Here is a 19,770-nt window from a genome sequence, read left to right on the forward strand (position 1 = left end):
CTCGCCGCCCGGGAGGAAGCGCCGCCGGCGCCGGAGGCTAGCGCCCGGAGATCGGGTCGCCGAACAGCTGCCGAAACCGGTCGATGAGCGATGCGCGCCGCTCGGCCGGAGGAGCCGGCGGCCGGCCTTCCCGTTCGGCCGGCCCGGAGCCTGCCGCAAGACCGCACGGGGCCGGCGGTTCGGTGCCCCGGACGAAATAGACGAGCGTTCCCCGGCCGCACGTCGCCCGCCCGCTCGCTTCGTCGACGTAAGCGGCGGCGACGCCGTCCGGGATCGGGAACAGGTGCGGCGGGACGTCCCGAAGCGCCCCCTCCAGCACGTCCGCAAACAGATGCTTGGCGACCGGACCGGCGATCCTGTCGTCGATCGGCCGGGCGTCGTCCCGACCGACCCAAACGACGACGGCGAGATCCGGCGTGTAGCCTGCCATCCAGGCGTCGGTCGCCGTCGTGCCGGATTTTCCCGCGACGGGACGGTGGATGTCGGCGGCGATGAGGGCCGCCGTCCCCATCGCTTCCGGCGTTTCGCCGACGTCGAAGACGCCCTCCAAAAGCCGGGTGAGGACGAAGACCGTCGCCGGATCGGCCGCCGGCTCCCGTTTCGGCCGGGCCTCGTAGAGGACCCGGCCGTCTTTCGTTTCCACCCGCTCGACGAGGTGAAGCGGCGCATGAAGGCCGCCGGCGGCGAGGGTGGTGTACGCCTCGGCGAGCTCGAGGGGCGTCACCCCCTGCGCGCCGAGGGCGAGGGCCGGCACCGCCGGAAGCGGGGATCGGATGCCGAGGTCGTGCGCCCGCCGGACGACCGCCTCGGCACCGGCGGCCATGAGGGCCGAGACGGCGTAAATGTTGTCGGAGCGCTTGACGGCCCGGAGCATCGTGATCGGCCCGTAGTAACGGTCGCCGTAATTTTTCGGCGCGTACGTCCGGCCGCCGTCGTAGACGAAGACCGTCGGTTTGGAGTCGACGACGGAAAGCGGCGTCATGCCGGCCTCGAGGGCGGCGAGGTAGACGATCGGCTTGAAGGCCGACCCCGGAGGCCGGCGGGCGGCGGTCCGGTCGAACGGTTCGGTGCGAAAGTCCCGGCCGCCGACGAGCGCCCGGATGCCGCCGTCCGCCGGATCGGCGGCGACGATCGCCGCCGTGAGGCCGTCGGCGTCGCCGGCAGGGAGGCGCCGGGCGAGGGCGGCTTCGGCGGCCTGCATTGCCTTCGGGTCCAGGGTGAGGGTCACCGTGAGGCCGGCGTACGGCTGGACGGCCCGGGGGAGGCCGAGCTCGGCCTCGAGAAACCGGACGGCCGCCTCCCGGGCGTAGCCGTAAAGGTCCGGCGCCGGTTTGCGCCGGACGAGGGCCAGCGGCGCCTCGGCGGCTCGGTCCGCCTCCTCCGGCGAGAGGGTGCCGGCGTCGACCATCGCCCGGAGCACCTCCCGCCGCCGGGCCAGCGCCGCCTCCGGGTGAGCGAACGGCTCGTAGAGCGCCGGCCCTTTGGGGATGCCGGCGAGGAGCGCCGCCTCGGGGAGGGTGAGGTCGGCGGCCGATTTGCCGAAGTAAAGCCGGGCCGCCGCCTCGACGCCGTAGGCGCCGTTGCCGTAGTAGATCGTGTTCAAGTACCGTTCGAGAATGGCTTCCTTCGTCAGCGTCCGCTCGAGCTTGAGGGCCAAAACCGCCTCCCGGAGCTTCCGGCTCCACGTCCGCTCGTGGCTCAAATAGGCGTTCCGGGCGAGCTGCTGCGTGATCGTGCTTCCGCCTTCCATCAGGCGACCCGCCCGCAGGTTGTGGACGAGGGCGCCGGCGATGCGGATCGGGTCGAGGCCGAAGTGCCGGTAAAACCGCCGGTCTTCCACCGCCAGCGTCGCCTCGATGAGCGCCGGGCTGATCGCCGCAAGGGGCACCTCGACCGGCGCGTCCCCGCCCGGAAGGGGCGTCCCGTCGCGAAACCGCCAGTCGATGCCCGGCCGCTCCGGCGGCGGAAGCGGTCCGGTGTTCACGTAAAGAAAAACGACGACCCCGGCGAGCCCGAGCCCGACGAGCCCGATCAGCCTGGCGATCCCGCGGGCGATGCCGAAAAACCGCCGCACGCGCTTCCCTTCTTTCCGGTCCAAACCGGTCCTGCCAAGTCGCCTTCTTTTTCTTCCAGTATGGGAGGCGGCGGCGCCGGTCATACGTCCCGCGGCGGATCCGTCCGGCGGCCGCCGGTTCGCCCGGCGACATCGGCCGTTTGTTCTTCGGCGAGCGGGGCGCCGCCGGGCCCTTGCGCCGGCGGACGAAACGATTATAATCGCTCTGAAAGCCCGGCAGGGCCGGGCGATTTTCACGAGAGCGGGGTCGGGACCGTGGAGCTCTGGTTTACCGAACATCAGACCGAAGGCTTCGGCATCACCGCTCGCATCCGGCGGGCGCTTCACAGCGAGACGACGCCGTACCAGCGCCTCGACGTCCTGGAGACGGAGGCGTTCGGCACGATGCTCGTCTTGGACGGCATGGTCATGACGACGGAGCGGGACGAGTTCGTCTACCACGAAATGATCGTCCATCCGGCCCTCGTCACCCATCCGGCGCCGCGGCGGGTGCTCGTCGTCGGCGGCGGGGACGGCGGCGCCGTCCGGGAGGTGCTCAAGCACCCGGCCGTGAAAGAAGTCGTTCTGGTGGAGGTCGATCGGGCGGTCGTCGAGGCGTCCCGGCGGTATCTGCCGTCGATCGCCGGCGCCCTCGACGATCCCCGGGTCCGGATCACGATCGGCGACGGCTTCGAGCACATCGCCCGGGCCGAAGCCGCCTACGACGTCATCCTCGTCGACTCGACGGAGCCGGTCGGGCCGGCGGTGCGGCTCTTTGAGGCGGGCTTTTATGCCGGCATCAAAAAGGCGCTCCGGCCGGAAGGGCTTTTCGTCGCCCAGACGGACAACCCGTGGTTCAAGCCGGCCCTCGTGCAAAAGACGTTCGCCGCCATCGCCGGGACGTTTCCCCTCGCCCGGCTGTACGTGGCCAACATCCCGACGTACCCGAGCGGCCTCTGGACGTTTACGCTCGGCTCCCTCCGGCACGATCCCCTCGCGGTGCCGCCGGAGCGGATTCCCGACCTCGACACCCGGTACTACACGCCGGCCATCCACCGGGCGGCGTTCGCCCTGCCGCGGTTCGTCGAGCGGCTTCTCGCCGACGGCTTCGCCGCCGGCGGGGGGACGGCCCTCGCCTCCGGCGCGCCGGCCGGCGGGGAGGGCGGCCGATGATCGTCCCCGAGGCCGAATCCGGCCGCCGCTTCCTCGGGTCGAAGGCGGAGGCGGAGGCCGCCGTCGTCCTCTTCGGCGCCCCGATGGACTGGACGGTGAGCTTCCGCCCCGGCGCCCGCTTCGGCCCCGAGGCGATCCGCCGGGCGTCGGTCGTCCTCGAGACGTACAGCCCCGCCCTGGACGGGGACCTTGCCGACGTCCTGTATGCCGACGCCGGCGACGTCGCCCTGCCGTTCGGGAACACCGCCCTCGCCCTCGAGCGGCTCGAGGCGGTCGCCGCCGGCCTCGTCGCGGCGGGGAAGGTCCCGTTCGCCCTGGGCGGCGAACATCTCGTGAGTCTTCCCCTCGTTCGGGCGGTCCGCCGCCGGTACCCCGACCTCGCCGTCGTCCACATCGACGCCCACGCCGACTACCGGGAGGCGTACGAAGGGGAGGCTCTGTCCCACGCGACGGTCATCCGACGGATCGCCGAGGCGGTCGGCGGCGGGCGCGTCTTTTCGTTTGCCGTCCGCTCCGGCACGGCGGAGGAGTTCCGGGCGGCCCGATCCGACCTCCGCTTTTTCCCCTTTGCCCTCGCGGAGCCGCTCGAAGCGGTCCTCCCGGAGCTCGCCGGACGGCCGGTCTATCTTACCGTGGACATCGATGCCCTCGACCCGGCCTACGCCCCGGGCACCGGGACGCCGGAGCCGGACGGGATATCGCCGGCGGAGCTTTTTTCCGCCCTCCGGCGCCTCGCCGCCGCCGGCGTCCGCCTCGTCGGCGCCGACCTCGTCGAAGTGGCGCCGGCGTACGATCCGACCGAGCGGACGGCCGTTCTCGCCGCGAAGATCGTCCGGGAGCTTTTGATCGGCTTTTGGTCCCGCCGCCGAAGCGTGCTATAATAGAAGCACAACTTTGAGCGAATGCTCATTCATTCGGCAGAAAGGCGGGATCGACCGGCGATGTGGCTCGTGGTGAACGCCCTTCTGTTCCTCCTCGTCACCGGCTACGCCGTCTGGCAGTTTGCCCGGCTCCTGGCCGCCCGAATCGCTTACATCCGGCTCGGCCGGCCGGAAGCGCTTCCCGGCGACCGGGGCGAGCGGATCCGGGGCGTGGTCCGCTACGTCTTCGGCCAGAAGAAGCTCCTCAAGGACCGGAAGAGCGGGCTGATGCACGTCGTCTTTTTCTACGGCTTCATCATCCTCCAGTTCGGGGCGATCGACCTCTTTCTCAAGGGGCTCGTCCCGGGGACGCACCTTCCGGTGCCGTTTTACCCCGGCTTTCTCTGGCTGCAGGACGTGACGGTCTTTTGGGTGCTCATCGCGCTCCTGTTTGCCGTCTACCGGCGCTATATCGAGCGGCTCCGGCGGCTCGAGCCGACGCTCAAGGCCGGCCTCGTCTACCTTTTTCTCGGGGTGCTCCTCCTCTCCCTCATGCTCTCCGGCGCCTTCGAGCTCCGGATGCACGGCCTCGTCTGGGACCCGTACCGGCCCGTCGCGAGCGCCGTCGCCGCCCTTTTCCCCGGCATGAGCCCGTCGACGGCGACCGGGGCCTTTTACGCCGCCTGGTGGCTGCACCTCCTCGATCTCCTCGCCTTCCTCGTCTACATCCCGCAGTCGAAGCACATGCACCTCATTCTGGCGCCGGTGAACACGTACCTCCGGCGTCTCGGCCCGCCGTCGAAGCTCCGGCCGATCGACTTCAGCGACGAGACGGCGGAGACGTTCGGCGCGGCGAAGATCGAAGATTTCACCCGGAAGCAGCTCCTCGATCTGTACGCCTGCGTCGAATGCGGCCGCTGCACGAGCATGTGTCCGGCGTCGAACACCGGAAAGGCCCTTTCGCCGATGCACCTCATCGTCAAGCTCCGGGACCATCTTACGGAAAAGGGCGCCGCCGTCACTTCCCGCTCGCCGTGGCTGCCGGAGGCGCTTTTTGCGACCACCCGGGGCGTCCGCCTCGCCCGGGGCGACGAAGCGCTTCGGGCGGAGGTGTTCGCCCGGCACCTCGCCGGCGACGTCATCGGCGAGGCGGAGATCTGGGCCTGCACGACGTGCCGGAACTGCGAGGACCAGTGCCCGGTGATGAACGAACACGTCGACAAGATCATCGACCTCCGGCGCTACCTCGTCATGACCGAAGGATCGATGCCGCCGGAGGCCGCCCGGGCCATGCAGAACATCGAACGGCAGCACAACCCGTGGGGGATCAGCAAGGCGGAGCGCCTCGCCTGGCGGAAGCAGGCGGAGGCCGGCCTCGCGCCGACGGTGAAGGAAAACCCCGACTTCGAATACCTCCTCTGGGTCGGCTCGATGGGCTCGTACGACGCCCGGAGCACGAAGATCACCCGGGCGCTGGTGAAAATCTTAAACCACGCCGGCGTGAACTTCGCCGTCCTCGGGGAAGAAGAAAAAAACTCCGGCGACACCGTCCGGCGGCTCGGGAACGAGTTTTTGTTCCAGCAGCTCGCCGAGGAAAACATCCGCACCTTCGAGCGCTACGGCGTGAAGAAGATCCTCACCTTCGATCCGCACGCCTATAATGTCTTTAAAAACGAATATCCCGACTTCGGCTGGCAGGGGGAGGTCGTCCACCACACGGAGCTCCTTGCCCGGCTGATCGACGAAGGGAAGCTCGTCCCGACCCGTCCCGTCGATAAGACGGTGACGTATCACGACTCGTGCTACCTCGGCCGCTACAACGGCATCTTCGAGGCGCCGCGGCGGATCCTCCGGGCGATCCCCGGCGTTCGGCTCGTGGAGATGGATCGGAGCCGGGAAAACGCCATGTGCTGCGGCGCGGGCGGCGGCCTCATGTGGATGGAGGAGCGGGAGGGGATCCGCGTCAACCGCCTTCGGACGGAGCAGGCCTTAAAGACCGGCGCCGGCCTCATCGCGAGCGCCTGTCCGTACTGCCTGACGATGATGGAAGACGGTCTCAAGCAAAAAGAGGCGGAGGCGGAAGCGTACGACGTCGTCGAGCTTCTTGCCCGCTCCCTCGGGCTTTTGGACAAAGCGCCGGAGGCGGAAGCCCGGGTCTCCTAGGCGCCGCTTCAGCCCTCGGACGGGCCGAACGCCCGGTCGGGCGCCAACCCGCGCGGCGAACGCCCGGGAACGTCCGGTCCGCCCGCCGGGCCGGATCGGCCGGTCGGTCATCCGGCCGCCGGCGGGCCGGAGGGCGAGATGGAGGCACGGGACGAGAGGAAGGAGGCATGGGCGATGCGGGACGTCGTCATCGTCGCCGGGAAGCGGACGCCGTTCGGGCGCTTTCAGGGGGCGCTCAAGCCCTTAAGGGCCGTCGAGCTCGGGGCCGCGGCGATTCGGGCCGCCCTCGAGGAGGCCGGCGTGGACGGCGCCGACGTCGACGAAGTGCTCATGGGCATGGTGCTCACCGCCGGCGCCGGCCAGATCCCGTCCCGGCAGGCGGCCCGCCTGGCGGGGCTTCCGTGGTCGACGCCGTCGGTGACGGTGAACAAAGTGTGCGCCTCGGGGCTCAAGGCCGTCACCCTGGGCGCCCAGAGCATCAAGGCCGGCGACGCCGACGTCGTCGTCGCCGGCGGCATGGAGTCGATGTCGAACGTGCCGTACGCCGTCCCCCGGGCACGGGAAGGCCTCCGGATGGGCGACGGCGTGCTCCTCGACCTGATGGTCTACGACGGGCTCACGTGCGCCTTCCACGGCGTCCACATGGCCCAGCACACGAACCGCGTCGCGCGGGAGTACCGCGTGAGCCGGGAAGCGCAGGACGCCTTCGCCCTCGAAAGCCACCGCCGGGCGGTTCGGGCGACGGAGGAAGGGAAGTTCGCCGAAGAGATCGTCCCGGTCGCCGTCCCGCAGCCGAAGGGGGGCACGGTCCGGGTCGAGCGGGACGAGGCGCCGCGGCCCGACACGAGTCTCGAAAAGCTCCGGGCGCTTGCGCCGGTCTTCGACGCCGACGGGACGATCACCGCCGGGAACGCCCCCGGGGTGAACGACGGCGCCGCCGCCCTCGTCCTCATGAGCGGCGAGGCGGCGGCGGAGCGGGGGGTGCGTCCGCTGGCCCGTCTCGTCGGCTACGCCCAGGTGGCGGAAGAGGCGCCGTACATCGCCACCGCCCCCGCCCGGGCGATCGAGCGGCTGCTCCAGAAGACCGGCCTTCGCCTGTCCGACATCGCCGTCCTCGAGATCAACGAGGCGTTCGCCGCGGTGCCGATCATCTCCGGGCGGCTTTTGGGTCTGACCGACGAGGACTTCGCCGATCGCCTCAATCCGAACGGCGGCGCCGTCGCCCTCGGGCACCCGATCGGCGCAAGCGGCGCCCGGATTCTCCTGACGCTCATCCGGGAGCTTCGGCGCCGGGGCGGCGGTTACGGCATCGCCGCCATCTGCAGCGGCTCCGCCCAGGGCGACGCCGTCCTCGTCCGGGTCGACTGACGCCCGTCGTCCGGCGCGGTCGACGGGCGACCGCGGCCCGGCGGGCATCGCCCGCGGCGGGCGTCCGACCGCAAAGGAGGGGTGGCCGTGAGCGGCCCGAAGGACATCCCGACGTTCGTCAAGGACGAACGGCTGGTGGAGATGCGCCGGGAGCAGATCGTCCGGGCCGCCGTCCGCCTGTTTATCGAAAAAGGGTTTCACCGGACGACGACCCGGGAGATCGCCCAGGCGTCTCGCTTCAGCATCGGCACGCTGTACGAGTACATCTCGTCCAAGGAAGACGTCCTCTACCTCGTCTGCTACGACATCAACGCCCGGATGCGGGAAGGGTTAGAGCCGCTGGAGGCGCTCGAGGCGCCGCCGGACGCGCTCCTTCGGCTGGCCATCGAGCGGCTCATCCGGGTCGTCGACGCCATGGACGACGAGGTGCTCCTCATCTACCAGGAGTCGAAGTCGCTCCTTCCGGAAGCGCTCAAGGACGTCCTCCGGCGGGAGGCGGAGATCGTCGCCTTCTTCGCCCGCCTGCTTCGGGCCGGCCGGGCGCAGGGGGTGTTTCGCATCGCCGAGGAGGACATCGACCTCATGGCGGAAAACATCGTGGTCCTGGCGGAGATGTGGGCGTTTCGCCGCTGGGCGCTTCGCAAACAATATTCGATCGAGCGGTTTATCGCCACCCAGACGCGGCTCCTTCTGGGCGAGCTCGGCGTCCCGGCGGAAAGCGGCCGGCCGGCGGAGGGACGGCCCGCTGCGGCGGGACCGTCAGACGTCCGGTCGGCGGAGGATTGACGGCCCGGCGCTTGCGGATAGAATGAAAAAGCGGAGGGATGCCGATGACAGGCGGCCGCGTGGAAGCGGAAGACGTCCGGGAGACGGCGATGATCGACCTCGCCCATCGCCTGCTTTTGGAGCACGGCTCGGCGCTCAACTTTCGCGAGCTGTTTCGCCGCATCGCGGAGCTCAAGGGGTTTCCGCCGGAAGAACACGACCGCTGGCTCGTCCAGTTTTACACCGACCTCAATACCGACGGCCGCTTCGTGAGCTTGAGCGACGGCGAGTGGGGGCTTAAGGCCTGGTACCCGACGGAGCAGTACGAAGACGGCGCCCAGTATCTCGCCCTCATCGGCGACGAGCTCGACGAGGAGCTCGACGTCCTCGGCGAGGAGGAAGAGGGCCTCGGCCTCGAGGAAGAGGAGGAGCGCCTCGACCTCGACGACGAGGAACTCCTCGACGACGAAGGGCTGGACGAAGCCTTAGACGACCTCGATCCCCTCGAGGACGAGCCTCTGGGCGGCGACGAGCTGCTTGCAGAGGACGAGGAAAACCACTAAAATAGGCGAAGGGCATCGGGAAAAGCAAACGCCCCCGCGGGCGCTTTTGCTTTTCTTTTATTTTTTTGGGCGGATTTCTGGGTGGATTATGGACGGAAAGGACCGCGCGCCATGAACGATCCGCGTTCGACCCGTTTCATCTTCGTCACCGGCGGCGTCACCTCGTCCCTCGGGAAGGGCATCACCGCCGCCTCCATCGGCCGCCTCCTGAAAAGCCGCGGCTTCCGGGTGGCGATCATGAAGCTCGACCCGTACATCAACGTCGATCCCGGCACGATGAACCCCTACCAGCACGGCGAGGTGTTCGTCACCGGGGACGGGGCGGAGACGGACCTCGACCTCGGCCACTACGAGCGGTTCATCGACCTCGAACTCACGCACCTTTCCAGCGTCACCGCCGGGAAGATCTACGCCAGCGTCATCGCCAAGGAGCGTCGCGGGGACTACCGGGGGGAGACGGTGCAGGTCATCCCCCACGTGACGAACGAGATCAAAAGCCGCATCTACGCCCTGGCTGACGAAAGCCGGCCCGATTTTCTCATCGCCGAGATCGGCGGCACCGTCGGCGACATCGAGTCGCTGCCGTTTCTGGAGGCGGTGCGGCAGATCCGGCACGAGGTCGGCCGCGGAAAGACGGCGGTCGTCCACGTGACGCTCGTGCCGTACCTCAAGGCCGCCGGCGAGCTCAAGACGAAGCCGACGCAGCACAGCGTCAAGGAACTCCGGAGCATCGGCATCCAGCCGACGGTCATCGTCTGCCGGGCGGACCGATCGCTGCCGCCGGAGGTCAAGGAAAAAATTGCCCTGTTTGCCGACATCGAGGCTCGGGCGGTCGTCGAGGCGGTCGACGCCGAGACGCCGTATGAAGTGCCGCTCCTTCTCCAAAAGGAGGGGCTCGACGACGCGATCCTCGCCCATTTTCACCTCGCGGCGCCGCCGGCGGACCTCGCCGAGTGGGCCCGGCTCGTCGAACGGTTAAAACGGCCGGAGACGGCCGTCGAGATCGCCCTCGTCGGCAAGTACGTCGCCCTCCACGACGCCTACTTGAGCCTCGTCGAAGCGCTGAAGCACGCCGGATGTGCCCTCGGCGCCGAGGTCCGGCTGCGCTGGGTGGCGGCGGAGGCCCTCGAGGCGGGCGGCGAGGGGGAGGCCTTGGCCGGCGTCGCCGGCATCCTCGTCCCCGGCGGCTCCGGCGATCGAGGCGCCGAGGGGAAGATCCGGGCGATCCGCTACGCCCGGGAGGCGGGCGTGCCGTTTCTGGGCATCGGTCTCGGGATGCAGCTTGCGGCGGTCGAATACGCCCGGCACGTCCTCGGCTTTCCGCGGGCCGGGAGCGTCGAGGTCGATCCGGCGGCGGACCCGGCGGTCGTCGTTCCGGTCCGTCCGGCGGCCGACGGGGAAGATCCCCGGAGCGCCTTATGCCTCGGGAACGTCGCCCTTTCTTTCGCGCCGGGGTCGCGCCTTCAAGCGGCATACGGCGCCGAAAGGGGCGTCGAGCGGGTCCGGCACCGGTTCGCCCTGAACCCGGCGCTCACCGATGTCCTGTTCGGCGGCGAACTTCGGGTCGCCGCCACCGGCCAGGGCCGGGTGCAGGCGCTCGAGCTTCCGTCGCACCCGTGGTACGTGGCGACGCTCTATCATCCGGAATTCACCTCCCGCCTCAACCGCCCGAATCCCCTCATCCGGGCGTTTCTCGCCGCCGCCCTCGAGCATCGCTTTTTCGCCTCCGAACCGCCTTCGGCTTCGAAAGGAGCGGCCGGCCGGTCAGAGTGACCGGCCGGCTTTTTTCGCCTGCCCCCTTCTCCCGCGCCGCCGTACCCGAAAACTCCTTTTTGCGGTATAATTCTTTTCGGGAGCGGTTGAATCTGACCGCGGCCGGCGGTGAAGGGGGGGAAGGCGGTGGCGGACATCTTGGTGGTGGACGATCAGGCGGGCATTCGCCTTCTGCTGAAGGAGATCCTCGAACGCCAGGGGCATACGGTTCATCTGGCGGCGGACGGCCGGGAAGCCCTCGGCGCCATCCGGGCGCATCAGGGGTCGTTCGATCTCATCCTGCTGGACATGAAGCTCCCGGGCCAAAGCGGCCTCGAGGTGCTTCGCGCCTTGCGGAACGAGGGGTTAAAGGTCCCGGTGATCGTCATGTCCGCCTACGGAGACGTCGAGCAGATCCACGAGGCGCGGCGCCTCGGCGTCGAGACGTATCTCGCCAAGCCGTTTGACATCGCCGAGCTTTCGCACGAGGTGGCCCGGCACCTCTCGCCGGCCGTCTGATCCGGCCCGCCGGACCGGTCTTTGGCCGATCCGCCGCCCGGTCGATCAGGCGGCCATTTTTGTTGTATAATAAGGTTATCATCATAAGGGCACAATCGACCGATCGCCCGGGCGGGCGCCGGATCGGATCGGGCCGACCCCCGCCGGCGCCGAGCGCGGGGACGGTGGGGAGGAGAAGGTGCGCGATGCCGCTCGTTGCGATGACGGAACTCATGCGGCGGGCAAAGCGGGAGCGGTTTGCCGTCGGGCAATTTAACATGAACAACCTCGAATTCGTGCAGGCGATCATGGAGGCGGCGGAGCTCGAGCGGGCGCCGTTGATCTTCGGCGTGAGCGAGGGCGCCCTCAAGTACATGGGGGAGCGCTACGTCGTGGCCCTCGCCCGGGCGGCGGCGGAAGGAAGCGACATCCCGGTCGTCCTCCACCTCGACCACGGGTCGAGCTTTGAAAGCGTGATGCGGGCGATCCGGGCCGGCTTTACGTCGGTCATGTTCGACGGTTCGCATCTTCCCTTCGAAGAGAACGTCCGCCTGACGCGGGAGATCGTTCGGGTGGCCCACGCGATGGGCGTCTCCGTCGAAGGGGAGATCGGCCGAATCGGCGGCGTCGAAGATGACCTTTCGGTCGAGGACGAGGAGGCGCAGATCACCCGGCCGGAGGAGGCGATCCGCTTCTTCGAAGAGACGGGCGTCGACGCGCTGGCGATCTCCGTCGGCACGGCCCACGGGATCTACAAAGGGCGGCCGAAGATCCGCTTCCACGTCATCGAGGCGGTCGCCCGGGCGATCGAGGCGCCGATCGTCCTCCACGGCGGCTCCGGCGTGCCGGAAGAAGACGTTCGGCAGGCGATCGCCCTCGGCGTCGGGAAGATCAACGTCAACACGGAAAACCAGGTCGCGATGACCGAAACGATCAAACGGATCTTTGCCGAAAAGCCGGACGTCTACGACCCCCGCAAATACCTGGGGCCGGCCCGGGACGCGATGCGAGAGGTCGTCCGGGCGAAGATGCGGCTTTTCGGTTCGAGCGGAAAAGCCTGACCGGGGAGGTGAAGCCCGGCGAAGCCGGGCGCGTCGGTGAAGCTCTTTTTGGATTCCGCCAACATCGAGGAGATCCGGGAAGCCCACGCCCTCGGCGTCTTAAGCGGCGTGACGACGAATCCGACGCTCGTGGCCAAGGAAGGGCGGGATTTTCACACCGTCATCAAGGAGATCATCGGCATCGTGAGCGGCCCCGTGAGCGCCGAGGTCATCGCCACCGACGCCGACGGGATGGTCGAGGAAGGGAAGCGGCTCTTTGAACTCGGCCCGAACGTCGTCATCAAGGTGCCGCTCACGAAAGAGGGGCTTCGGGCGACGGATCGGCTCGCCCGCCTCGGCATCCCGACGAACGTGACCCTCGTCTTTACGCTGAACCAGGCGCTCGTCGCCGCCCGGGCCGGGGCGACGTACGTCTCGCCGTTCGTCGGCCGTCTGGACGATATCGGCCACGACGGCATCGCCCTCGTCGAAGACATCGTGCAGGTGTTCGAGCGGCACCACCTCGACACCGAGGTCATCGCCGCGAGCATCCGCCACCCGGAGCACGTCGCCCGAGCGGCCCGGGCCGGGGCGCATATCGCCACCGTCCCCTACGCCGTCTTGATGAAGCTGATCGAGCACCCGCTCACGGCTCAGGGGCTCGAGCGGTTTCTGGCCGACTGGCGCCGGGCCCGAGGCGCGGAGCCCGTCCCGGGCGCCGGCCCGAAAGGAGGATGACGGATGGCGCTCTGGCTGTTTCCCTTGCTCGCGGTGTTCATCAGCCTGTTTTTCGCCCTCGACGTCTTCCGCGCCTGGCAAAAAAGGCGGCGGCCGTCCGACGGGCTGTTTGCCCTGTCGCTCTTCCTCTTTGCGGCGGCCGCCTTCGGCGAATTTTATGGAAGCGCTTTCGGATGGAACCCGGTGATGTACAAGATTTATTACTTCCCGGCGATCGCCCTCGTCGCCTTCATGGCCGCCGGGACGTTGTATGCCCGCGGGTCGAACTGGCTGAGCCGCGGGTACCTCATCGCCGCCGTCCTCCTTTCCGCCGCCTTCCTCGTCGCGCTGATCGCGGCGCCGGTCGACCCGGCGATCTGGACGATGAAGGGGCCGGTCGGCGGCGAGTTCATGCCGGGTTCGGTGCGGATCTTCAGCCCGCTCCTTTCCGCCGTCGGCGGACTCATCTTGCTCGGGAGCGCGGCGTATTCCTGGTGGCAGACGCGCCGAGACGGCTTTCTCATCATCTTTGCCGCCGCCCTTGTCTTAAGTTCCGGCGGGGTGCTGGCCAAATACGTCGCCCTGCCGGAAGTTTTGCCCTTGACGGAGCTCATCGGCATCGCGCTGTATTACGCCGGCATCCTGCGGCTCGGGGCGGCCGCCCGCCGGGCGACGGAGGGCGGGGAGAAGGCCGCCGGATCGCGGTCGTAGGGCCGGGCCGCCGAGCGCGAGAACCGGTCGAACCGTAACAGGCCGGAACGCACGGGGGAGGTGCCGGAGATGGAGCGAAGCCTCACGTTAGAACTCGTCCGGGTGACGGAGGCGGCGGCGATCGCTTCGGCCCGCTGGCTCGGCCGCGGCAAGAAGCACGAAGCGGACGAGGCGGCGACGAAGGCGATGCGGACCGTCTTCGACACGGTGCCGATGAAAGGCGTCGTCGTCATCGGCGAAGGGGAGATGGACGAGGCGCCGATGCTCTACATCGGCGAACGGCTCGGCATGGACATCCCCGGCGCGCCGGAGGTCGACGTCGCCGTCGATCCGCTGGAGGGGACGAACATCGTCGCGAACGGCACGTGGAACGCCCTCGCCGTCGTCGCCGTCGCGGATCGGGGCAATCTCCTGCACGCGCCGGACATGTACATGGAAAAAATCGCCGTGGGTCCGAAGGCCCGGGGGGCGGTGCACCTCGACGCGCCGGTGGAAGAAAACCTGAAGGCCGTCGCCCGGGCCCTCGGCAAGGACGTCGAGGACGTCGTCGCCGTCGTCCTCGACCGGCCCCGGCACGCCCGGCTGATCGAGGAGATCCGCCGGGCGGGCGCCCGCATCAAGCTGATCCCGGACGGCGACGTGTCGGCCGCGATCCACACCGCCTTTCCCGAATCCGGCATCGACATCCTCTTCGGCATCGGCGGCGCGCCGGAAGGCGTCATCGCCGCCGTTGCCCTGAAGTGCCTGGGCGGCGATTTTCAAGGTCGCCTCGTGCCGCAAAGCGACGAGGAGCGGCGGCGGATGCGGGCGATGGGCATCGCCGACGAGCGGCGCATCCTCGCCCTCGACGACCTCGTCAAAGGCGACGACGCGATCTTCGCCGCCACCGGCGTCACCGACGGGGAGCTCCTTCGCGGGGTGCGCTTTACCGGCACGTCGGCCCGGACGCACTCCGTCGTCATGCGGTACAAATCCGGAACGATCCGCTTCATCGAGGCGGAGCACCGGCTGGAACGGAAGCCCGACTTCGTCGTCCGCTGAGTCCGCCGAAGACGGTTCGGCCGAAGGAGGTGCGGGCGGTCACGGACGTCCCGATGGACGCTGTCGTCGAGAGGCCGGCCGCCGCCGGCTATCCCGTCCGTCCGACGCCGCCGAAGGGCGCCGCCCCTTCCGCTCGCCCGGCGCCGGCTTCGCCGGGACCGGACGCTCCGGCAAAGCCGGCCGCCGTCGCCGCGAACGTGCGCTACCGCCACCTCGCGGCGCGCTTTCCGGTGGTCCCGGCGGGCCGGCCGGAGCCGCGGCGTCAGGAGGCGGCGCCGACCTACGGCCCCCCCGTTCACCCGACCGGCGCCCGGCGGCCGGCCGCCGGCATACCGGCGCCGCCGGGAGACGGGGCGGCGCTTTCGGCCGGGGAGGCGTCCCGGGAAGCGGCGGCCCTTCCGGCGAACGACGCCCCGGCCGTCGCCGGGCCGGTCCCCTTTCTCTGGCCGGTGGAGGCGCCGCGGGTGACGAGTCCGTTCGGTCCCCGGTGGGGGCGGTTTCACTACGGCGTCGATCTCGTGAGCGCGCGGGGGGATCGGATCATCCGGGCCGCCCGGTCCGGCATCGTGCGGCTGAGCGGCCGCCTTGCCGGCGGCTACGGCAACCTCATCATCCTCGCCCACGGCGACGGCCTGGAGACGACCTATGCCCACCTCGCCCGGCGCTTCGTCCGGGAAGGGGAGTTGGTCCGCGCCGGAGAGCCGATCGGTCTCATGGGCGCCGAGGGGCATGCGACCGGCATCCACCTTCATTTCGAAATCCGGCAGAACGACCGTCCCCTCGATCCCCTGCCCCTGCTCCGGTCCGCGGGGTGGGCCGGGACAGGGGCCGCACGGCCGTCCGGGGGGTGACCCCGCCCGGGCCGGGATCGGTCGGCCTCCGGCGAGGCGGACCGGCTCGGGCGACGGAGCCTCGCGAGGGGATCGGGGGCCGGGACCAGTCCCTTGCGGTGCCGTCGGGACCGTGGTATAATGAAGGCCGTTTGCTCGAAGGATCCGCGACGGACGTTCCGGGACCCCGCCTCGGGCGGCGAGGAGGTGAAGGCATGAAAAAGGACATCCATCCGACCTATCAGAAGGCCGTCGTCATCTGCTCGTGCGGCAACACGTTTGAGACCGGCTCGGTCAAGCCGGTGCTCCGGGTCGAGATCTGCTCGGCGTGCCACCCCTTTTTCACCGGCAAGCAGAAGTTCGTCGACACCGGCGGCCGGATCGACCGGTTCCGGAAAAAGTACAACCTGCCGTCCTGACCCGCCGGGAGCGGGCCCGACCGGCCGCACCCGGCGGCTTTTTTTGCCTGCGGTGCCGTTTGCGCCGGCGCCGGTGCCACGGCGGCGCTGGAAAGAAGATCGCCTCAACCGCCGCCCGGCGGCGAGCCATGCTAAGGGCGAGGAGGTGGAACAGGCGATGAAAAAGCCGCTCCTTCCCCTGGCCGCCCTGGGCCTGGCCGCCGCCCTCGCCGCCTGCACGCCTCAGCAGTCGACGACGGGCATGGGCGAGCGGACGCCGACCGACGTGACCTACCGCGGCACGGCGCCGCAGGCGACGCCGATCGCCCCGGACGGCGCCGCCCGGATGACCCCCGGCACCCCTGCGGCGCCGGAGACGGCCCATCCGCCCGCCCGGACGCCGGGCATGCGGCCGACGGCGACCGGCGAGCGCGTTCCGTCGCCCGGACCGTGGGGGACGCCGAATCCGAACGCCCTCCCGGATCTGAACGCGGTGGCGACGCGGATGGCCGGCACCGCCGCCTCCGTCCCCGGCGTCAACCGGGCGACGGCGGTCATCGTCGGCAACACGGCGTACGTCGGCCTGGACATCGGCGACGCCGTCCCGCGGGATCAGGCCCTCCGGATCGAGCGGACGGCCGCCGATCGGGTCGCCCGGGCCTATCCGGAGTACAACATCCGGGTCACCTCGGACAAAGGCCTGATGCAGCGGATCGGCACCCTCGGCGAACGGCTCCGCGGCACGCCGGACGTGACCCGCTACCGGAGCGACATCGAGGAACTCGACCGTCACCTCGCGCCGGCCGCCCGGTAACGGCCGGGGCCCGTGCACGACCGCCGAGTCGTGCACGTTTTACATAGATTGCCTCCGAAAGGCTTTTTTTATATCATAAAAAAGTTATCGATTCGCCCTCGCGCCGCGGCGGCGCGGGGGCCGCCGACGATCGGGAGCGGGGGGAGACCGGTGTTCGAACGCTTGGAGGCGATCGTCCGGCGCTACGAAGCGCTTGAAGCGGAGCTCGCCGACCCGTCGGTCCTCGCCGATCCGGCCCGCTATCAAAAGCTCGCCAAAGAGGCGGCGGAGCTCGAACCGACCGTCGCCGCTTACCGGGCGTACCGCGATCTCGTCGCCCGGCGGGAGGAGACCCGGACCCTCCTCGAGGCGGCGGACGACGACGCCTGGCGGGAACTCGTCAAGGAGGAGCTTTCGGCGATCGAAGATGCCCTCGGGCGGGCGGAAGCGGAGCTCCGGACCCTCCTCGTGCCGAAGGACCCGAATGACGACAAAAACGTCATCCTCGAGATCCGAGGCGCCGCCGGCGGGGAAGAGGCGGCGCTGTTTGCCGCCGACCTGTTTCGCATGTACAGCCGTTACGCCGAGACCAAAGGCTGGAAGGTCGACGTGCTCGACGCCCATTACACCGACCTCGGCGGCATCAAGGAAATCGTCTGCCTGATTCAGGGCCGCGGGGCGTACAGCCGGCTCAAATTCGAATCGGGGGCGCACCGGGTGCAGCGGGTCCCGGTCACCGAATCCGGCGGCCGCATCCACACGTCGACGGCGACGGTGGCGGTGCTGCCGGAAGTCGAGGACGTCGACGTCGAAATCCACGAAAAAGACCTCCGGATCGATACGTTCGCCTCGAGCGGCCCCGGCGGCCAGTCGGTGAACACGACGATGTCCGCCGTCCGCATCACCCACCTGCCGACCGGCATCGTCGTGAGCGTCCAGGACGAGCGCTCCCAGCACCGAAACAAGGACAAGGCGATGAAGATCCTCCGGGCGCGGCTTTATGAACGGATGCGGGCAAAGCAGGAAGCCGAGCTCGCCCAGACCCGAAAGGCCGCCGTCGGCACCGGGGAGCGAAGCGAGCGGATCCGGACGTATAACTTTCCGCAGAACCGCGTCACCGACCACCGGATCGGGCTTACGCTCCACCGGCTGGACGCCGTCCTCGAAGGGGAGCTCGACCTCATCATCGAACCGCTCCTCCTTCACGAGCGGGCGGCGAAACTTTCGGCGATGGAAGGCGCCTGAAGGGCGGTGCGGCGGTGCGCGATCAGCTTTCGGTTGCCGAAGCGTATCGCGTCGCCCGGGCGCGCCTCGCCGGCCGGCCTGACCTCGACGCGGATCAGGTCGCCGCGTGGCTTCTCCGGCATCTCCTCGGCCTCGATGGGACGGCCTTCGCCCGGCGGTTCGTCGATCCGGCGCCGACGGTCCCCCGGGCGGCGTTTTTTCGCCTGCTCAGGCGGCTCGCCCGGGGCGAGCCGTTTGCCTACGTCGTCGGGACGGCGCCGTTTGCCGGGGAAGAGCTTGCCGTCGGGCCGGGGGTGCTCGTCCCGCGGCCGGAGACGGAAGGGCTCGTCGAGCTCGTCGCGGCGGAGCCGGCGTGCGCCGAACCCCGGACGGCCCTCGACCTCGGCACCGGAAGCGGCGCGATCGCCGTCCTCCTCGCCCGGCGCTGCCCGACCTGGACCGTGACCGGCATCGACCAAAGCCCCGTCGCCGTCCTCTACGCCCGGGAAAATGCCCGCCGCCTCGGCGTACGGCGGCGGGTCCGCATCGCCCTGGCGTCGATCGAGGCGTACGTCCCGCCGGCGCCGGCCGACGTCCTCGTCGCCAACCCGCCGTACGTGCCGGAAGGGGCGGCCGTCTCTCCGGCCGCCCGCTTCGAGCCGCCGGCCGCCCTCTTTGCCGGCCCCGACGGCCTCGCCTTCTACCGCCTCATCGCCGCCCGCCTCGCCGCCTTCGTCCGCCCCGGCGGCCTCGTCGCCCTGGAGATCGGCGCCGGACAGGCGGCGGCCGCCCTCGCCCTCCTTCGGGCCGCCGGCGTCCGGGAGCTCAGCGTCCGGCCGGATTTTCGCGGCCTCGACCGGTACGTCTTGGGACGGGCGCCGTGACGGCGCCGCCCGGGACGCGGCCTGGCCCCGCCTCGTCGCCTTCGTCCGCCCCGGCGGGGCGCCGTTTTGGCGTCGGCGTATAATGCCCTCCCGCCGCTGGCGAGACTGGAGGCGGGAGGGAGAACGGATGGAGCGTCCCAAGCTCGATGTCGTCTGGCTTCATCGATCCCGCCGGCAGGCGCTCGGGCCCGCCGGTTGGGCCTTATGGCTTTTTTTCGCCGCCTTCCTCGCCGCTTTCCACCCGGCGCTTCCGCCGGAGGCGATCCGGCTTCGCGTCGTCGCCCACAGCGATCACCCGCGCGATCAGGCGATCAAAGCCGCCGCCGCCGACGCCGTCCTTGCCGTCCTCGCGCCGACCGTCTCTGAAGCGGAAGCGGAGGGGCCCGCCGCCGTCCGCCGGGCCGTCCTCCGGTCGCTCCCGGCCGTCGCCGCGGCCGTCGAGGGGGTCCTTCGGGAAAACGGAGCCCCGTACGGCGCCCGGATCGCCTTCGGCCGCCAGCCGTTTCCGGCCAAGCCGTTCGGCGACCGGTGGCTTCCGGCCGGCGACACCGAGGCCCTCGTCGTCACCCTCGGCGCCGGCCGAGGCCACAACCTCTGGTGTGTCTTTTTCCCGTCCCTCTGCCTCACCCGGGAAGCGGTGCGGCCCAAGGCCCGCGCCGCCCCCCCGACCGAAGGCCCCGGAAAGGCCGGGGCGAAAGACGGCACGGCCGCTCCGACGGCGCCGGCGGGCGGTGCGGAGGCGGTCGGCGGGACCCCGCCGGCGGCGGACGGCGCGCATGACGCCCCGGCCGGCGCTTTCGCCGGCTCTCCGCCGGGCCCCTCGGACGCCGCCTGCGGGGAAGCCGGCGAAAGCGGCGGTACGGGCTTGGAGGTCCGCTTCTTTTTCCTCGAACGGCTCATGGCCTGGTGGGCGCGGTTCCGGTCGTGATGGACGTCC

Annotated in this window: 18 protein-coding genes and 1 pseudogene; 18 read left to right on the forward strand and 1 reads right to left on the reverse strand. The window is 70.0% G+C overall.

Annotated features, from left to right (window positions below; all coding sequences use genetic code 11):
* Window positions 1–37: 37 nt before the first annotated feature.
* Complete coding sequence (locus SA87_RS07485; RefSeq protein WP_169793289.1) at window positions 38–2,074, reverse strand: transglycosylase domain-containing protein; 2,037 nt, start codon at window positions 2,072–2,074, stop codon at window positions 38–40.
* 255 nt (window positions 2,075–2,329) lie between these two features.
* Between SA87_RS07485 and speE the strand changes: the two are divergent.
* The 18 genes and pseudogenes from speE to SA87_RS07575 all read left to right on the forward strand — a co-directional run.
* A pseudogene (speE, locus tag SA87_RS07490) lies at window positions 2,330–3,151 on the forward strand (polyamine aminopropyltransferase); the annotation flags it as partial.
* A 71-nt stretch (window positions 3,152–3,222) separates the two neighbouring features.
* A complete protein-coding gene (gene speB / locus SA87_RS07495) occupies window positions 3,223–4,107 on the forward strand; it encodes an agmatinase (RefSeq protein ID WP_066201477.1) in 885 nt (294 codons plus the stop codon).
* A 60-nt stretch (window positions 4,108–4,167) separates the two neighbouring features.
* Window positions 4,168–6,249 (forward strand): (Fe-S)-binding protein, encoded by a 2,082-nt coding sequence (locus tag SA87_RS07500; RefSeq protein ID WP_066201685.1) that lies wholly within the window; start codon window positions 4,168–4,170, stop codon window positions 6,247–6,249.
* A gap of 174 nt (window positions 6,250–6,423) precedes the next feature.
* Window positions 6,424–7,617, forward strand: a complete 1,194-nt coding sequence (locus SA87_RS07505; RefSeq protein WP_066201479.1) for an acetyl-CoA C-acetyltransferase — start codon at window positions 6,424–6,426, stop codon at window positions 7,615–7,617.
* A 141-nt stretch (window positions 7,618–7,758) separates the two neighbouring features.
* Window positions 7,759–8,403: a TetR/AcrR family transcriptional regulator gene (locus tag SA87_RS07510; RefSeq protein WP_082718270.1), complete on the forward strand. Its 645-nt coding sequence runs from the start codon at window positions 7,759–7,761 to the stop codon at window positions 8,401–8,403.
* Between the two features lie 44 nt (window positions 8,404–8,447).
* Window positions 8,448–8,945, forward strand: coding sequence for a DNA-directed RNA polymerase subunit delta (gene rpoE / locus SA87_RS07515; protein ID WP_066201688.1), 498 nt, complete (start codon window positions 8,448–8,450; stop codon window positions 8,943–8,945).
* Window positions 8,946–9,056: 111 nt separating this feature from the next.
* Entirely contained in the window at window positions 9,057–10,718 is a 1,662-nt protein-coding gene (locus tag SA87_RS07520; protein ID WP_066201485.1) for a CTP synthase, read from the forward strand.
* Between the two features lie 126 nt (window positions 10,719–10,844).
* Window positions 10,845–11,216, forward strand: a complete 372-nt coding sequence (locus SA87_RS07525) for a response regulator (protein ID WP_066201488.1) — start codon at window positions 10,845–10,847, stop codon at window positions 11,214–11,216.
* A gap of 185 nt (window positions 11,217–11,401) precedes the next feature.
* Window positions 11,402–12,256, forward strand: a complete 855-nt coding sequence (gene fba, locus SA87_RS07530) for a class II fructose-1,6-bisphosphate aldolase (RefSeq protein ID WP_066201489.1) — start codon at window positions 11,402–11,404, stop codon at window positions 12,254–12,256.
* A gap of 36 nt (window positions 12,257–12,292) precedes the next feature.
* The gene (gene fsa / locus SA87_RS07535) at window positions 12,293–12,973 is read left to right on the forward strand and encodes a fructose-6-phosphate aldolase (RefSeq protein ID WP_066201490.1); all 681 of its coding nucleotides are present in this window, start codon (window positions 12,293–12,295) and stop codon (window positions 12,971–12,973) included.
* A gap of 3 nt (window positions 12,974–12,976) precedes the next feature.
* Window positions 12,977–13,663 (forward strand): hypothetical protein, encoded by a 687-nt coding sequence (locus tag SA87_RS07540; protein ID WP_066201494.1) that lies wholly within the window; start codon window positions 12,977–12,979, stop codon window positions 13,661–13,663.
* A 69-nt stretch (window positions 13,664–13,732) separates the two neighbouring features.
* Window positions 13,733–14,704 carry a class II fructose-bisphosphatase gene (gene glpX, locus SA87_RS07545; RefSeq protein ID WP_066201691.1) on the forward strand — a complete coding sequence of 324 codons (972 nt, stop codon included), beginning with the start codon at window positions 13,733–13,735 and terminating at the stop codon, window positions 14,702–14,704.
* Between the two features lie 29 nt (window positions 14,705–14,733).
* A complete protein-coding gene (locus SA87_RS07550; RefSeq protein ID WP_066201499.1) occupies window positions 14,734–15,555 on the forward strand; it encodes a M23 family metallopeptidase in 822 nt (273 codons plus the stop codon).
* Between the two features lie 194 nt (window positions 15,556–15,749).
* The gene (gene rpmE / locus SA87_RS07555) at window positions 15,750–15,953 is read left to right on the forward strand and encodes a 50S ribosomal protein L31 (protein WP_066201695.1); all 204 of its coding nucleotides are present in this window, start codon (window positions 15,750–15,752) and stop codon (window positions 15,951–15,953) included.
* Window positions 15,954–16,005: 52 nt separating this feature from the next.
* Window positions 16,006–16,746 carry a YhcN/YlaJ family sporulation lipoprotein gene (locus SA87_RS07560; protein WP_169816927.1) on the forward strand — a complete coding sequence of 247 codons (741 nt, stop codon included), beginning with the start codon at window positions 16,006–16,008 and terminating at the stop codon, window positions 16,744–16,746.
* Window positions 16,747–16,896: 150 nt separating this feature from the next.
* On the forward strand, window positions 16,897–17,970 hold the full coding sequence (gene prfA / locus SA87_RS07565; RefSeq protein ID WP_066201697.1) for a peptide chain release factor 1: 1,074 nt from the start codon (window positions 16,897–16,899) through the stop codon (window positions 17,968–17,970).
* A gap of 14 nt (window positions 17,971–17,984) precedes the next feature.
* The gene (prmC, locus tag SA87_RS07570; RefSeq protein WP_066201506.1) at window positions 17,985–18,833 is read left to right on the forward strand and encodes a peptide chain release factor N(5)-glutamine methyltransferase; all 849 of its coding nucleotides are present in this window, start codon (window positions 17,985–17,987) and stop codon (window positions 18,831–18,833) included.
* Between the two features lie 127 nt (window positions 18,834–18,960).
* Window positions 18,961–19,761, forward strand: coding sequence for a stage II sporulation protein R (locus SA87_RS07575; protein ID WP_066201509.1), 801 nt, complete (start codon window positions 18,961–18,963; stop codon window positions 19,759–19,761).
* Window positions 19,762–19,770 lie beyond the last annotated feature (9 nt).

This window comes from Hydrogenibacillus schlegelii (genome assembly GCF_001653195.1).
GTDB classification, from domain to species: Bacteria; Bacillota; Bacilli; order Thermicanales; family DSM-22653; genus Hydrogenibacillus; species Hydrogenibacillus schlegelii.